This is a genomic window from Pontibacter ruber, from assembly GCF_023630205.1.
In the GTDB taxonomy this organism is placed as follows: Bacteria; Bacteroidota; Bacteroidia; order Cytophagales; family Hymenobacteraceae; genus Pontibacter; species Pontibacter ruber.
The window spans coordinates 1115620-1130616 of sequence record NZ_JALPRR010000002.1 but is presented as its reverse complement, the minus strand read 5'-3'; the positions used below and the strand labels follow the sequence as shown (position 1 = coordinate 1130616).

At 49.2% G+C, this 14997-nt stretch carries 9 protein-coding genes; 2 read left to right on the top strand and 7 right to left on the bottom strand.

Translation table 11 applies throughout. From position 1 onward, the window contains the following. Positions 1–628: 628 nt before the first annotated feature. On the top strand, positions 629–2173 hold the full coding sequence (locus MJ611_RS11645) for an FAD-dependent oxidoreductase (RefSeq protein WP_262921646.1): 1545 nt from the start codon (positions 629–631) through the stop codon (positions 2171–2173). A gap of 56 nt (positions 2174–2229) precedes the next feature. Here the strand turns inward: MJ611_RS11645 and MJ611_RS11640 are convergent, their stop codons facing one another. From MJ611_RS11640 to egtB, 4 genes are all read right to left on the bottom strand, one after another. Next, complete coding sequence (locus tag MJ611_RS11640; protein WP_250429974.1) at positions 2230–2808, bottom strand: DUF922 domain-containing protein; 579 nt, start codon at positions 2806–2808, stop codon at positions 2230–2232. A gap of 70 nt (positions 2809–2878) precedes the next feature. Continuing rightward, positions 2879–4222: an MATE family efflux transporter gene (locus MJ611_RS11635; RefSeq protein ID WP_250429973.1), complete on the bottom strand. Its 1344-nt coding sequence runs from the start codon at positions 4220–4222 to the stop codon at positions 2879–2881. Positions 4223–4530: 308 nt separating this feature from the next. Further along, positions 4531–5538 carry an L-histidine N(alpha)-methyltransferase gene (gene egtD, locus MJ611_RS11630; RefSeq protein WP_250429972.1) on the bottom strand — a complete coding sequence of 336 codons (1008 nt, stop codon included), beginning with the start codon at positions 5536–5538 and terminating at the stop codon, positions 4531–4533. Positions 5539–5541: 3 nt separating this feature from the next. Beyond that, positions 5542–6816, bottom strand: a complete 1275-nt coding sequence (gene egtB, locus MJ611_RS11625) for an ergothioneine biosynthesis protein EgtB (RefSeq protein ID WP_250429970.1) — start codon at positions 6814–6816, stop codon at positions 5542–5544. 241 nt (positions 6817–7057) lie between these two features. On the opposite strand from egtB, the gene MJ611_RS11620 reads away from it, so the two are divergent. Continuing rightward, the gene (locus MJ611_RS11620) at positions 7058–8140 is read left to right on the top strand and encodes an o-succinylbenzoate synthase (RefSeq protein ID WP_250429969.1); all 1083 of its coding nucleotides are present in this window, start codon (positions 7058–7060) and stop codon (positions 8138–8140) included. A gap of 124 nt (positions 8141–8264) precedes the next feature. Here the strand turns inward: MJ611_RS11620 and MJ611_RS11615 are convergent, their stop codons facing one another. From MJ611_RS11615 to topA, 3 genes are all read right to left on the bottom strand, one after another. After that, positions 8265–11063, bottom strand: a complete 2799-nt coding sequence (locus tag MJ611_RS11615) for an outer membrane beta-barrel protein (RefSeq protein WP_250429967.1) — start codon at positions 11061–11063, stop codon at positions 8265–8267. 530 nt (positions 11064–11593) lie between these two features. Further along, positions 11594–12295 carry an SIR2 family NAD-dependent protein deacylase gene (locus tag MJ611_RS11610; RefSeq protein WP_250429965.1) on the bottom strand — a complete coding sequence of 234 codons (702 nt, stop codon included), beginning with the start codon at positions 12293–12295 and terminating at the stop codon, positions 11594–11596. A gap of 138 nt (positions 12296–12433) precedes the next feature. Further along, positions 12434–14851, bottom strand: a complete 2418-nt coding sequence (topA, locus tag MJ611_RS11605) for a type I DNA topoisomerase (RefSeq protein WP_250429964.1) — start codon at positions 14849–14851, stop codon at positions 12434–12436. Positions 14852–14997 lie beyond the last annotated feature (146 nt).

Sequence of the window (14997 nt, the reverse complement as noted above, 5' to 3'; positions counted from 1 at the left end):
GTTTTTCCATCCAAAAAAAGAGAATGTAATTGAACCAGGTTGCAGCTGCTGCCAGCTTCGCCTGCAGTCCGGTTTTAAGGTCGGATCTAATACCAGTACAACTTTTGGTAAATGGTAACCAGGTATAGCATTTAGCTGCTTATTCTTTACAGCTTCCAGATATACTGCAGGTTATGTTCCTCCTACAAACCAAAAAATACGGCACTTTCCGAATCCGGCTAAAGATACTGAAATCTTTGCTCGCAAAGCAGGTGGGTTTCGATTACCTTTTTTACAATCTTAGTATGACTACACAGTTTGTCCTAGGATATGATTGGAGACGCAGTGGCTGTTACTGTGCTTATAATATTTCTATAGGTTCGTTCTGGAAAGTGGAATTGACGTAAACGAGCAATCTTCCGCCTTATAGTGGATGGTAAGTATGAACTAACGACTAAAGCGGACTACAATAACGGTTAGTTCATCATGCACTGCCAAATGTATTTCATTCCGATGCTGGGCCTTTATCAACTCCTCCGAATATAGCAGCAGCAACATAAGGTTTTAGCTCGCCGTACTCCTAAGCAGTCAGGTAGCATACATCAAAACTAGATACCTGACGTATTTCAAGCCTCTTAAAATCAAAACTATGAAAAGAGAATCTGGCGCAAGCTTGCCTGTGTGGGTAGAAGGCGTTACCATGCCAGTAACCAATCCGCTCCGTGAAAATATAACCTGTGACGTATGTGTGGTAGGGGCCGGCATGGCAGGAATTTCAACTGCTTACCAGCTAGCCAAAGAAGGAAAACGCGTAGTGGTGGTAGAAGCCAAAAAAATTGCAGGCGGCGAAACGCAACGCACCACAGCACACCTGTCTAACGCGCTCGACGATCGTTTTTCAGAATTGATCCGCTTGTTTGGTGTTGACGGAGCCCTTAAAGCAGCACAAAGCCATGGCCGCGCTATCGACAGAATAGAAGAGAACATCAAAGACCTGACGCTCGATTGCGATTTTACGCGTGTAGACGGCTATCTTTTTGCCAACGACAAAAAGGAAGAAGATGAGCTCCTGCAGGAGTTGGAAGCGCTTCAAAAAATAGGCTGGCTTGATGTCGTGCTACGCAAAGAGAGCCCGGTACCTACTTTAACATCTCTGCCTTGCCTGCACTTCCCTAACCAGGCGCATTTTCATGTGTTAAAATACCTGGCAGGTCTCAGCAGTGCCATACTTGAAAACGGAGGACAGATCTTCACTGAAACCAAGATCGAGCGGTTCGAGACTGGGCCGGTGATCACGGTGATATCGGAAGACGGCCATACAATATCTGCCAATCATCTGGTAGTAGCCACCAACACTCCCGTTAATGACATGGTGACCATGCACACCAAGCAGGCCCCTTACCGCACCTATGTAGTTGCAGCGGCTGTGCGAAGCGGTGAGGTGCCGGATGCCTTGTACTGGGATATGCAGGACCCATACCACTACGTACGCCTGCTGAAAGGCAAAGCGGATGGAACAGAAGGGGACAATGGTACAGATTTGCTTATAGTAGGTGGCGAAGATCACAAGACAGGGCAGGACGATCACCTGAACAAGCACTTCGAGGCGCTTGAAACCTGGATGCGCGTTAAATTTCCGATGGCCGGCGAAGTGGTATACCGCTGGTCGGGGCAGGTATACGAACCAGTAGACAGCCTGGGATTTATTGGCCGCAATCCGGGCGATGCGGATAATGTATACATTGCCACCGGCGACTCCGGGCATGGTATGACGCACGGCACCATTGCCAGTATGCTGATAACGGACCTGATCATGGGCCGGCCAAATGCGTGGGAGAAGCTGTACGACCCGGCTCGTGTCAGCCTGAAATCTTCCGGAGAGTTCCTGAAAGAAAACCTGAACGTGGCGGCTCAATTCAAAGAGTATGTAACAGCAGGAGAGGTGGATGACCCGATGCAGTTAATGCCGGGTACAGGCGCTGTTATGCGCAAAGGTATGACCAAAGTGGCCGTGTACTGCGACCAGGATGGAGTGCGGCACGAATGTTCGGCAATCTGTACGCACCTGGGCTGTGTAGTTAGCTGGAACAATGTTGAAAGCTCCTGGGATTGCCCGTGCCATGGCTCGCGTTTCGATCCGTATGGCCGCGTCATTACCGGTCCGGCGGTGAAAGATCTGGGCCCGACCGAGTAAAAGCAAAGTATAGATTAGCAAAGCCCAGGTTATACTTTTAACCGGGGCTTTGCTTTTTATTTCCAGGCCTCCAGTTGCTGCAGGCGTTGCTCTATATTTGCTGCCCACTGCTGCTGCGCCACTGAGTCAAGACCATGGTTTGACTTCTTGTCGAACAGGTCCTGTTCTGCTTTCCAGGCGGCAAAAGCTGCATTTACTTCCTGTTGCATGCCTTTTTTTACACTGGCGCAGGAGGTGCCGATCCCTACCAGCTTCTGGCGCAACAAGCGGGCGTGTACTTCTGTCAGATCGAAGTGCAGTTGCTCGTGCTGCAGCAGCTTTTTCGACATCTTGTTTTTAGACCAGGACTCCTGTGGCAGAAAAACACACTTCACCTCGTACATGAATTTATTGTTGTTACACTTTGCGTCCACAGCCAGGTTAGCTGCTGTCAGGGCATGGTGCGGGTTCTGGTCGTCGGGATTTCCTTTGAAATCCTCCCAACTCAGCTTCCGGGCAGGCGACCAGGCAAGCTTGTCGTTGTTGGTTCGATCTTCAGTTTTAGCAGGAGCTAACTTTGTGGCAATTACAGCTGGTGCCGCTGCAGGCGAAAACAGGCCTGTCAGTAGCGACAAAAACAGGGTAAAGAAAAACATTGGCTAAAAGTTTTTATTGTCTGTACAGGTGGCAACATGCATTAAGTACAAATGGTGCCCAACAGGCAATTTATACTTTGCTTAAGCGGTAACTGAGCCGTCGGAAGCGCCAGAACAGTAAAACTGCGGCAACAGAAAGGCCTACCAAAAGTCCGGTCCAGATGCCATTTACACCGAAGCCGGCTTTGAAGCAAAGTACATAACCTACCGGCAAACCGATCACCCAGTAAGCAATCAACGAAATAAGACCCGGGATTCGTACATCCTCCAGCCCGCGCAGCGCTCCAAGGCCCACCACCTGTACTCCATCGGATATCTGGAACAAGGCCGCAATGATGAGCAGGTAAGAAGCGATACGAATCACTTCCGGATCGTCGATGTACAGCATTGGAATGAGATCGTTGCCGAGCACCATGAGCAGGCCACTGACTGTCATAAAGATGGCTCCCATGGCAAAACTGCTGAGGCCGGCCATGCGCATGGCTCTGAAATTTCGCAAGCCTTTCTGGTTACCAACCCGTATGGTGGCTGCTGCAGCTATGCCGCTTGCCATCATGTAAGTAACCGAGGCTACATTGATTGCAATCTGATGCGCAGCAAGTTCTTTAGCACCTAACCAGCCGATCATGATGGCCGAAAAGCTGAAAGCCCCCATCTCAAACAGCATCTGACCGGAAATCGGCAAGCCTAGCTTAAAGATGCGGTACATGTGGATGAAGGAGAGGTGCCGGAAAGTTATAAAGCGGCGGAATATTTCAAAGCGATTTGCATACAGCACAAAGATGCCCATCATCACAGCCATGATCACACGCGAGATCAGTGTCGCCCAGGCCGCACCAACCATACCCATTTCCGGAAAGCCAAGCTTACCCCAGATCAGGACGTAGTTCAGCCCAATGTTCAGCGCATTGGCAAAAATGGTAATGTACATGGACTGCTTTGTAAACGAAAGGCCTTCGGCAAATTGTTTGAATGCCTGAAAGATCATGAGCGGCACCATGGACAGGAACAGCACGTTGATGTACGGTACGGCCAGTTTTACGACCTCAGCAGGCTGGTTCAGGTAGGTGATGTAGGGCGACAAAAAGTAACCGACCACAAAAAGAAGTATGCCCAGCAGTAAATTGGAGAACAAGCCGTTTAGCAGCAGCAACGAGATACGCGTGTAGTTTTTACGACCTTCGGCAGCAGCAATAAGTGGGGTTATACTGAACGATACCCCAAATCCGAACACCATCACGATCATGAAGATACTGTTGCCAAGAGAGGCGGCGGCCAATGGAACCGTACCGATCTGACCGACCATCAGGCTGTCAAAGACACTCACCATAATATGCCCCAGCTGACTCAATACTACAGGATAAGCTAAAAGGAAATTTTTGGAAAAGTGTTCTTTGTATTCTTCAGATCTCATACCAGCGTCATAAGGAAAGGCCTGCAAAATTAGCGCTTTTTGCCAACCTAACCGATATACGGGTACAGATAATTAGTTAACAGGATGAGCAGACGCACAACACATCTAATGAGAAAGCCAGAATAAAGCTGGGTTGCTGCTGTGATTTCTGAAGATGAAACCTGGTCAGGCTACTGTTTCTTTTTACCTCCCTTTGCAGGAAGAGCAATCAGAAGAAGAGCAGCAGTTAGTACGAAAGGCAGGTATTTCATTTACGATGATCTGGAAAGTATAAACTATGCATACAGAAGTGTACAAACAACAGTTGTTCAATTTACTGAAAATAAAATGTCTGCAAAGTACTGTTGGCTGTCCTTAAATACTGTTTCTGTATTAAAACCACACGTCTGCCCTAGTTCTTTTACCTGTTGCAGCGAGTACTTGTATGAATTTTCCATGTGGATTGCTTCCCAGGCACTGAACTTTAGAATTCTGTCGATCGCCTTGATATGCACATGCTGCTCCTCCTGACTGATGAGGTAACTTTTCATGACACCTTCATGTGGCTGGTAGGTAGCAAAATGGCGGAACTTGCCTAGATCAAAATTAGCGCCCAGTTCCCGGTTGATGCGTTCAAGCAGGTTCAGGTTGAATGCGGCTGTCACACCAGCAGCATCGTCATAAGCACTAAGTATGGTTTTCGGATCTTTTCGCAGATCCACTCCAAGCAATAACTTATCGCCGGATTGCAGGTAGCTCCGGATCTTTTTGAGAAAAATTATACTTTGTGAAGGGCTAAAATTGCCAATGTTGGAGCCCAGAAACAGAACCACTTTTCGTTCCGATTTATGTTCATGCAGCCATTCCAGGGCTTCGAAGTATTCGCCTACGACGGCCTGTAGCTGCATACCCGGCATTTCTGCCTTTAAGCTAGTAGTCAGTTGCTGCATGGCATCGCCCGAAATATCTACGGGCACATAGTCGAACTGCTGCTTTTCGCTTTGTAGGTGGCGCAGAAGTATTTTTGTTTTAAGTGCATCCCCAGCACCCAGGTCGATCAGGTGAAAGAATCCGCCGGAGGCAAAATGCTCGGTTATACCTTGCTTTTGCCTGGTGAAGATCTCGAATTCGGCTCGTGTAAGGTAGTATTCCGGCAGCTCCATGATCTGCTGAAAAAGCCTGCTTCCTGTACTGTCGTAAAAGTAGCGTGAAGAAAGGTGTTTAGGGTCATGCCCTAGGCCCTCTGCCACATCCTGGACAAATGCTGTTTTAGCGATTGAGCCATCATCTTTCCGGCTAAGATCGATCAGCGGGAGGAGCGTAGAAGTTAAATTCATACCTTACCTGGCTAATCGTATACCGCTGTACTGCCATCGTTTATCCGGATGGAAAAAGTTGCGGTAGGTAGTTCGGATATGACTTTGGGGTGTAACACAGGAGCCGCCGCGCAATACCATCTGGTTGATCATGAACTTGCCGTTATACTCTCCCAAAGCGCCGGGCGCTTTCGTAAAGCCAGGGTACGGATGGTAGGCGCTGTAGGTCCATTCCCAGGTGTCGCCGTACAATTGCTGCACACCTTTCGCGCCTGCAATGGCAGGAGCTGGTTCAAGCAGCTCTGTCTCTGCAAAGTTGCCTGTCCTGGGTTTATAAACCTGGGAGGCAGCTTCCCATTCGAATTCGGTAAGCAACCGTTTGCCCGACCAGTTGGCAAAAGCATCGGCTTCGTAAAAGCTGATGTGTGTTACCGGGCTGTTCATATCTACCAACTCCAACCCATACACCGTGAAACGGTACCAGGCGCCATCTTCCTGCACCCAGTAGAGCGGCGCCTTTAAACCTTCCGATTTTACCATTGTGTAGCCCTCGTCAAGCCAGTGCCTGAAGTCGCTGTAGCCACCGTCTTCCATAAACTCCAGGTACTCTTTGTTGGTAACCAGGCGGTTCATGATCTGGAAATCGTTCAGCAGCACCTCATGCACACCTAGTTCGTTATCAAAGCAGAACTTCTTGCCCTGGTAGCCAATTTCGTAAATACCGCCGGGCACATCCATATACTTAGCTTTTACTTCGGGTTCGGTCTCAAAGGGCTGTAGTGGTTTGGATACTTTGTAAGCCGGGAGCAATGGGTTCGTACTAAGTATGTACTTGATGTCGGTGAGTAAAAGCTCCTGGTGTTGCTGTTCGTGCTGCAGGCCAAGCTCCAGCACTTTCATCACCTCGCTAATTTTATCTTCGTCTATACTTTCCAGCAACTTGGTAATGTTTTCGTCTACGTGCTGGCGATACGCATAAATGTCGCTCAGCGGAGGCCGGGTAATGGTGCTTCGTGCGGAACGCTGCACCCGGTTGCCAACACTGTTGTAGTACGAGTTGAAGAGGTAGCCATACTTTGGATGAAAAACTTTGTAGCCCTGCAGGTAAGGCCTGAGCACAAACGTTTCAAAAAACCAGGTGGTATGAGCCAGGTGCCATTTCGGAGGGCTTACATCAACGATGGGCTGTACCACAGTATCTTCCGGTTCGAGTGGCAGGCAAATGTATTCGGTGCGTTCACGTATCTGTTCGTATTGCTGTATTGTAGCGAACGGAATAGAGGCTGTCTGGCTGCTCATAGTAAGGCTTATATGGGTTTGTGTTAACCACTACTTCTGTAGTATATCAAATGAGACGACCGAGGAATGTAAACTATTCTCTTGTAAGGAGTTGCTTTTCCAGCCTCAGTAAGGTTGCTGCGTTCTGTATAAGTATACGAGGGTATTGTACTAATTTCTCTTTACTTTAGTTTTTATCTGATTCTCTTTCTTCAAAATATTACACGTTTATACTTAACTTACCCTTAAAATACAGTTACAGATGCACTTAAAAGCTGCTTACATACCTCATACACTTCGCTTTAAATTCGACGCCCGCACCTCACGGGGTGCTATCCGGGAACACCAGGTGTATTATCTGAAGCTCTGGGACGAGGAGAATCCTGCTGTTGTGGGTATAGGAGAGTGTGCCCCGCTGGCAGGCCTCAGCATCGACCACCGGCCGGACCTGGTACAGCAATTGGACAAAATTTGCGCATTAATTAATGCAAGTAAAGCTGAAGTAACAGCTGAAGCGGGCAATCTTTTGAGCGATGTTTCGGATCTGACCGCCTGGCCCGCCATCCGGTTTGCACTTGAAACAGCTCTTCTGGACCTGCAACACGGAGGACACAGAGTACTGTATAAAAATGATTTCAGCCGGGGTGTAAAAGGCATACCGATCAACGGGTTGGTCTGGATGGGCGATAAAGCTTTTATGCAGGAGCAGATCCGGAAGAAACTCAGCGAAGGATACAATTGCCTGAAGCTGAAGATTGGCGGACTTGATTTCAAAACAGAGCTGGAGTTGCTGGCAAGTATACGGGAGGCCGCCGGTGCCGACGAGCTGACCATCCGGGTGGATGCCAACGGTGCTTTTAAACCGGAAGAAGCTTTCCGGAAACTGGAGCGGTTGGCAAAGTATGATCTTCACTCCATAGAGCAGCCCATCAGGCAAGGGCAATGGGAGGAGATGGCGCAGCTTTGCAGTTATACTCCCGTACCGATCGCGCTCGACGAAGAACTCATCGGCGTTCAGGAAGAAACTGCCCAAATTGCCTTACTGGAGCAGATCAAGCCGCAATACATCATACTTAAACCTACACTGGTTGGAGGCTTGGCAGCAAGTGCACAGTGGATCAGCAGGGCAGAGAAGCGCGGAATCGGGTGGTGGATGACCTCGGCGCTGGAATCGAACATCGGGCTGAATGCGATCAGCCAGTTTACGGCCAACTACAACATTACCATGCCGCAAGGGCTTGGAACCGGGCAGTTGTATCACAACAACATCACCTCACCATTGCAAATCAGGGACGGTGCCTTGTGGTACGATCAGCAACAGGAGTGGGGGAACATCGAAGACTAGGAAAATCGTAAATACATTTTATACTTAGTTTTAATTACGGCTTCCGCAAGTATGAATCATCAAGTATAAACCAGGTTGTTATATAAAAAGAAAAAAGCCTGCATTGCTGCAGGCCTTTTTCTTTTTAGTGCTGACGGTAGCCGCCGCCTTTGTAGCCTCCCGGGCCTCGACGGTTTTCCTGCTCCATATCTGGCGCCTGGCCGCTGGTAAACTTGCGGATGTTGTACGTGAAGGTAACCATAAAGAAACGCTGCAGCACGGTAGACTGCACATCTTCTACATAATCGGAAGCGATGTTACGCTGGATGCTCACATTTTGCTTCAGCAAGTCGTTCACACTCAAGCTGATCTCACCCTGCTGGTTCTTGAACAGTTTCTTGCCCAGGCTCATGTTCCAAAGCAGGTAGCTGTTGTCCACTCCCTGCGACAAACCCGAATTATACTGGTGGTTCAGCTCGGTACGGTATACCAGGCCCTTCCAGATGATCCAGTTATAGCGCAGGTTGGTGTTCTGTGTGAAATAGTTGTTGTTCTGGTTGGTACGGAGCGTGTTCTCCACCAGGTTATAGTTGGAGTTGGTCCAGACAGTGAAGTCTACTTTCTCGCTGATGTTGCTGCTCAGGTTGATGCCGGCACCCAGGCTGGTGTTGTTGGCATAGTTCACCTGCTCGTCGATCATACCCGGTATGCGGGAATAACCCACCGAACCATGCACGTTCAGGTTTGAGCTGATGAAGTTGATCGGCTGCCCGTAGTTAAAGAACGAACGCACGTTCCAGTAACCGTCCATGTTTACAGGGCGTGTGATACGGGCACCCGGCTGGCGCACATAATCGGCAGGTAAGGCAAAAGGTACTTCGCCGGTGTACACGCTGTTGGCAATATAATTCTGTGTCATGGAGCCGAACATACCTACAAAGAACACGCGATTAGTTTCCGGATCAAATCTTCTGAAGCGGATGTTCAGCCTGTTCTGGTAATCCTGGTCCAGCTCCGGGTTACCGATTCGCGCCTGCAGCGGATTGGAGATATCCAGCACATCCTGCAACTGCTCTACTGAAGGCACATCCGTAGAAGTGCGGTAGTTTATGTTCAGGTTCGTGTTCTTCGAGATCTTGTACTCGTATTCCGCGGAAGGCAGCAGGTTAGAGAAGTTACGCTTCAGCCTGTAATCTCTCGGGAACTGGTTCTCGCTTTGCAGGGTAGCATACTGGTACCGGGCATTCAGCTGGAACCTTGTTTTCTCGGTACGGTACTGGTAGCTAGGCCCGAAGTTTTGCGAGAGGTAATCGCTCTTAAACGTGTTGCTGTAAGGCGTATTTAGGTCCGAATACCGGCCTTCGTTTTCAACAAAATCATAGGTTCTTCTGTCCGAATCGTTCTGCTGATTGCCAATGCTATACTCCAGCTGCAAACGTGAATTTTCGCCCAGGCGCTGGGAGTAATCCATGTTACCAGACCAGGAGAAGTTTTCTCGATCTGTTTTGATAAACTGGTTGCGGTTTACGTTCAGGTCAGAATTTTCAAAGTTCTGCGTGTTCTCTAACTGGAACGCATCTCCGTCGAAACGGTTATACCTTGTATTGAAGTTCGTTGTCAGGATGCGGCCTGAGGTACCAAAGCGATGCGAAAAAAGAATGTTGTTGTTAAAGTTGAGGCTGTTGTTATCCGCATTGTTCCGGTTTTGCGACTCGGTAAGCATAGTCCCTTCGCCGTCTACGGTGTTGGCACTGCGGTTTGTAGCGTTGTCGTTACGCTGCACCGAGATGTTGGGCGTTACCAGCAGGCGGTTGTTTTCGTTGATGTTGTACTGCAGCCTGAAGTTGAAGCGGTGGCTTTCTTCGGTGTTGTCATTTTCGCTGTTCTCGGTATAGATCTGCCCCAGGCGGTCACCGGAGATGTTCTGTCTGTAACGGTACTGTTTGTTGAGTATATCACGACTCGAGTAGTCGTAGTTGCCGCTTACTTCGATCTTCTTGCCCCACATATCGTTGTAGTTCAACCCAAAGTTATTCGTGTTGATGATGCCCGTCGGTGAGCCGCCGCCCCAACCGCCTCTGCGTCCACGCATGCCGCCGCCTGGTGTTTCACCTACCGAAAAATCAAACATGTTGATGTTGTTGGTCAGGCCGGTTACTGTTATTCTTCTGTTGTTGTTGAAGTAATTTACGCTGGCACCAACCATGTAGCGGTCGTCGGTACCATAGCCGGCAGACGCTTTGCCCATATAGCCCTGGCGTCGATCTTTCTTTGTGGTGAAATTGAGTGTTTTAACCCGGTTGCCGTCGTCGAAGCCGCTAAAGGCTGCGCGGTCGCTTTGCCCGTCAAACACCTGCACGCTCTCAATCATGTCGGCAGATAGGTTGCGAATGGCTGTATTTACATCTTCGCCGGTGTAGCGTTTGCCGTCAATCATCACCTGTTTCACATCCTCGCCCTGTGCCTGTACTTTGCCATCCTGTATGGTAACGCCAGGCATTTTGGTTACCAGGTCTTCGGCACTGGCATCTGCGGTTGTTTTAAATGCTTTTGCGTTAAACTGGGAAGTGTCGCCTTTCTGTTCGCCTAACTGCGCCCGGCCTACTACCTGAACTTCACTAAGCTTGTTGTTTTCTTCCTGCAAAGCCAGCACCCCAACATCAACGGCACCTTGTTGTACCTGTACATTTCTGGATAGCACGCTGAAGCCCAGGAACCTTACTTCCAACGTATAAACGCCGCTTTTTACCCGGTCGAACCGGAAAGCACCTTCTGTATCGGTAACGGTGGTAAGCATGCCGGCTTCGGCTGTTGGCTTAAGAACTACACTGGCTCCGGGCAATGGGCTTTTGTCAGTTCCGCTCTGTACGGTGCCAAAAACCGCCTGCGCGTAGGCCTGTGAAACACTGATCAGTAAGACCAGCAGGGAGAATAGCTTTCTCATTTGGTAGATGTATGCAAATTATTGGTTGTAGTCTTCTTTGTATTAATGCGGATTAAAGCTTCATCGGAACGCCTGATACAGGTGCAGCACGCATTGGCTTCGTTGTAGTTTGCAGATAATCTTTTTTAGTTTCTGAACTTCTTAGAAGCAGGGAAGGGGAGAAGGTTTAATCCCTTTTAGAATATTTTTATGGACTTGAAGTTGGTGCTGCTACTTGCTTACAGAATTGGAAAAATAGCTCAGAATAGCTGGGGGAAAAGTATAGCGCGTAAGTTTCAAAGCCTCGGCAGAGCGAAGGAAGGGATTGAATAAATCAAGTAGTTGTTGTGCTTCCAGTTAGAAATCGAGACCGAATAAAGAGTAGGTGAGAAAGCATGAATCAGCTACAACGGCTATAGTTTACCTAAGTATACTTCTGCCTCAACTCTACTCGATTGTGAGAGGAAATACAAGCAGCACACTGAAGTATAAAGTTATTGAATCTGAATAAGTTATACTTAAAGTTAAGCTGCTGCTAAAGTATAGTCAGGCTATTTATACTTTAGCAGCAATAACTCGGCAACTTTTTGCATGCCAGTGGTGGCATTCTCCTCATACAAGTGCAGGTTAGGCCGCGGACGCACATAAGGCAACTTCGGGTCTACCACAACCAACAGGACATCTTCCGATACATAATCAACCAAGCCGGCAGCAGGGTACACCACCAGCGAGGTGCCTACCACCAGAAAGATGTCCGCTTGTATGGTTTCTTCCACCGCCTTTTCCATCATCGGTACAGCCTCTCCGAACCAAACGATATTCGGTCGCAGCTGCGAACCACGTTCGCATTTATCTCCCAAGTTCAATTCCCAGCCTTCTATGGGGTACACCAGTTTGGGATCAAGCGTGCTGCGGCTTTCAAACAGTTTGCCGTGGAGGTGAATCACATGCGTAGAGCCGGCCCGCTCGTGCAGGTCGTCAACATTTTGCGTGATGATGCGCACGTCAAAATCCTTCTCCAGTTCTGCTAGGGCTTTGTGGCCTGCATTGGGTTGCACGTCTTTCGCATTTTTCCGGCGCTGGTTATAGAAGTCAAGCACCAGTTCGGGGTTTTTACGCCAGCCCTGGGGCGAGGCAACTTCCATTACATCATGTCCTTCCCACAGGCCGTTTGCATCCCGGAAGGTAGCAATACCGCTTTCCGCACTGATTCCGGCACCTGTTAGCACCACCAGTTTTTTCTTCTGTTCCATACTTGCTGAGGTATATAATCAAACTGTAAAGTATAACGCCTGCGCTGTCCGAGGGTTTATACTTTCCTTTTACCAATCTATACTTCTGAAAAAGAAAAAGCCGCCTTGTAGCAGGCGGCTTTTTTATACTTAAGGCTATTACTTCTTCTTGGCAGCAGTCGCTTTTTTAGCAGCAGGTTTCTTGGTAGTAGCTGCCTTTTTAGCTGCTGGCTTCTTATCTGCGGCTGGTTCAGTTTTTTTCTTGAAACCACCCCGGCCTTTTTTCTCAGGCGTTTGCTCGGCAAGGTCTAGGCACTCCTGCAGCGTTAGCTCGGCCGGCTCTTTGCCTTTCGGGATCTTCACGTTCTTCTTACCCACTACAATGTACGGTCCGTAACGACCGTTCAGCACCTGCACATCCGGGTTTTCGTCAAACGTCTTGATCATCTTTTCGGCATCAGCCTTGCGTTTGGCCTCGATCAAAGCAATGGCTTCTTCGGCTGTTACCGTATGCGGGTCCATTGTTTTTGGCAGCGAGTAGAACTTGCTGTTGTGGCTGATGTAAGGACCGAAACGACCGATGGCCGCTTTCATTTCCTTGTCTTCGTAGGTGCCTACGATGCGCGGCAGCTTGAACAACTCCAGGGCATCTTCCAGTGCCAGGCTTTCCAGGAACTGACCTTTGCGCAGACTCGCATACACTGGTTTGGTTCCGGTTTCCGGGTTTTCTTCGCCCATCTGCACATAAGGACCGAATCTGCCCAGTTTGGCGATCACTTTCTGCCCCGACACAGGGTCTACACCCAATTCGCGTGCACCGGATACATCCGCTCTGTTTATACTTTCACTTGACTCGATGCGCTTGTGAAACTTCTTGTAGAAGTTATCCAGCATGTCTTCCCACTCTTTCTGGCCCTGTGCAATCTCATCAAACTCGGCCTCTACGTTGGCTGTAAAGGAGTAATCGATCACACTCGGGAAGTGCTCTACCAGGAAGTCGTTCACCACCATGGCCATATCGGTCGGGAAGAGCTTGGCTTTCTCGGCTCCGGTAATTTCTGTCTTAGTCTGCTTGGATATCTGGTCCTGCTTCAGCGTCAGCACCTGGTACGGGCGCTCTTTGCCTTCGCGGCTGTCTTTCTCTACATACCCACGTTTCTGGATGGTCGAGATGGTAGGAGCGTAGGTAGACGGACGCCCAATGCCCATTTCTTCCAGTTTCTTTACAAGGCTGGCTTCTGTGTAGCGCGGTGCCGGACGGGAATAGCGCTGCGTAGCCTGCATTTGGCGCAGGGTCAGCTGCTGACCGATACTGAGCGGAGGCAGCATCCCTTTCACATCTTCATCGCTTCCTTCTTCGTCATCCTTCGATTCGATGTATACTTTCAGAAAACCTTCAAACTTGATGACCTCACCGGTAGCTGTCAGCTTTTCGGGCTGCGTGGAAATGCTGATGGTAGCTGTTGTTTTCTCGATCTCGGCATCTGCCATCTGCGAGGCAATCGCACGTTTCCAGATCAGCTCGTACAGGCGCTGCTCGTTGCGGTCGCTGCTCACCACCATAGCGCCAAAATCGGTAGGGCGAATGGCTTCGTGCGCCTCCTGTGCTCCCTGCGATTTTGTTTTAAAGCGGCGCGTCTTCACAAAACGATCGCCAAAAGAGCTTTGGATGGCATTGGCAGCACCCTGAATCGCCTCCTCTGAAAGATTCAGGGAGTCCGTACGCATGTAGGAGATCTTACCGGATTCGTACAGTTTTTGCGCGATGGTCATGGTCTGGGCAACCGAGAAGTATAACTTCCGGCTGGCTTCCTGCTGCAGGGTAGAGGTCGTGAACGGAGGAGCCGGGCTGCGCTTCAGCGGCTTGGTTTCCAGGTTCTCGATGGTATAGTTTGCACCAATGCAGCGCTGCAAAAAGGCCTGGGCCTCTTCTTCTGTTTTATACTTGGTTGGCAGTTCGGCTTCCAAGGTTTTACCCTGTACATCAAATACGGCTGTTACTTTAAAAGTAGCCTCCGATTTAAAACGCTCGATCTCACGTTCGCGCTCCACCACCAGGCGCACCGCCACCGACTGCACACGCCCGGCCGAAAGACCTGTCTTGATCTTTTTCCAGAGTACAGGTGACAACTCGAAACCAACCAAACGGTCAAGTATACGGCGTGCCTGCTGCGCATTTACAAGATCCATGTCGATGCCGCGCGGTGAGCTGATGGCATTCAGAATGGCGTTCTTCGTAATTTCGCGGAACACGATCCGGCGTGTCTTCTCGTTAGTTAAATTCAGAGCCTCTGTCAGGTGCCAGGATATGGCTTCTCCCTCGCGGTCATCGTCCGATGCCAACCACACGGTTTCCGCCTCCTTTGCCAGCTTACGCAGCTGTGCCACCACTTCTTTTTTATCGCTTGTGATAACATAGGTTGGCTTGAAGCCGTGCTCAATATCGATGGCGTTGTTATCCTTAGGCAGATCCCGTACGTGGCCGAAACTCGACTTCACCACAAAATCTTTCCCCAGATAACCTTCTATCGTTTTGGCCTTCGCTGGCGACTCTACTATAACTAAGTTTTTTATCATCCTCTATTTTTACTGGCGGTAAAGCCAATTTTGCCCAAAGTTCAAATTTTTTTTTCAACAAATACAACCCAAATCGGTTAGTATAGGTTTAAGTTGCAGCTAAAACGTTGTACATCAACGATACAAACTATAATATTTACCTATAC

Coding starts and splice junctions, on each gene's coding strand:
- MJ611_RS11645 (WP_262921646.1), top strand. CDS start 629: ATGAAAAGAGAATCTGGCGCAAGCTTGCCTGTGTGGGTAGAAGGCGTT.
- MJ611_RS11610 (WP_250429965.1), bottom strand. CDS start 12,295: ATGGAACAGAAGAAAAAACTGGTGGTGCTAACAGGTGCCGGAATCAGT.
- topA (WP_250429964.1), bottom strand. CDS start 14,851: ATGATAAAAAACTTAGTTATAGTAGAGTCGCCAGCGAAGGCCAAAACG.
- MJ611_RS11640 (WP_250429974.1), bottom strand. CDS start 2,808: ATGTTTTTCTTTACCCTGTTTTTGTCGCTACTGACAGGCCTGTTTTCG.
- MJ611_RS11615 (WP_250429967.1), bottom strand. CDS start 11,063: ATGAGAAAGCTATTCTCCCTGCTGGTCTTACTGATCAGTGTTTCACAG.
- MJ611_RS11620 (WP_250429969.1), top strand. CDS start 7,058: ATGCACTTAAAAGCTGCTTACATACCTCATACACTTCGCTTTAAATTC.
- MJ611_RS11635 (WP_250429973.1), bottom strand. CDS start 4,222: ATGAGATCTGAAGAATACAAAGAACACTTTTCCAAAAATTTCCTTTTA.
- egtD (WP_250429972.1), bottom strand. CDS start 5,538: ATGAATTTAACTTCTACGCTCCTCCCGCTGATCGATCTTAGCCGGAAA.
- egtB (WP_250429970.1), bottom strand. CDS start 6,816: ATGAGCAGCCAGACAGCCTCTATTCCGTTCGCTACAATACAGCAATAC.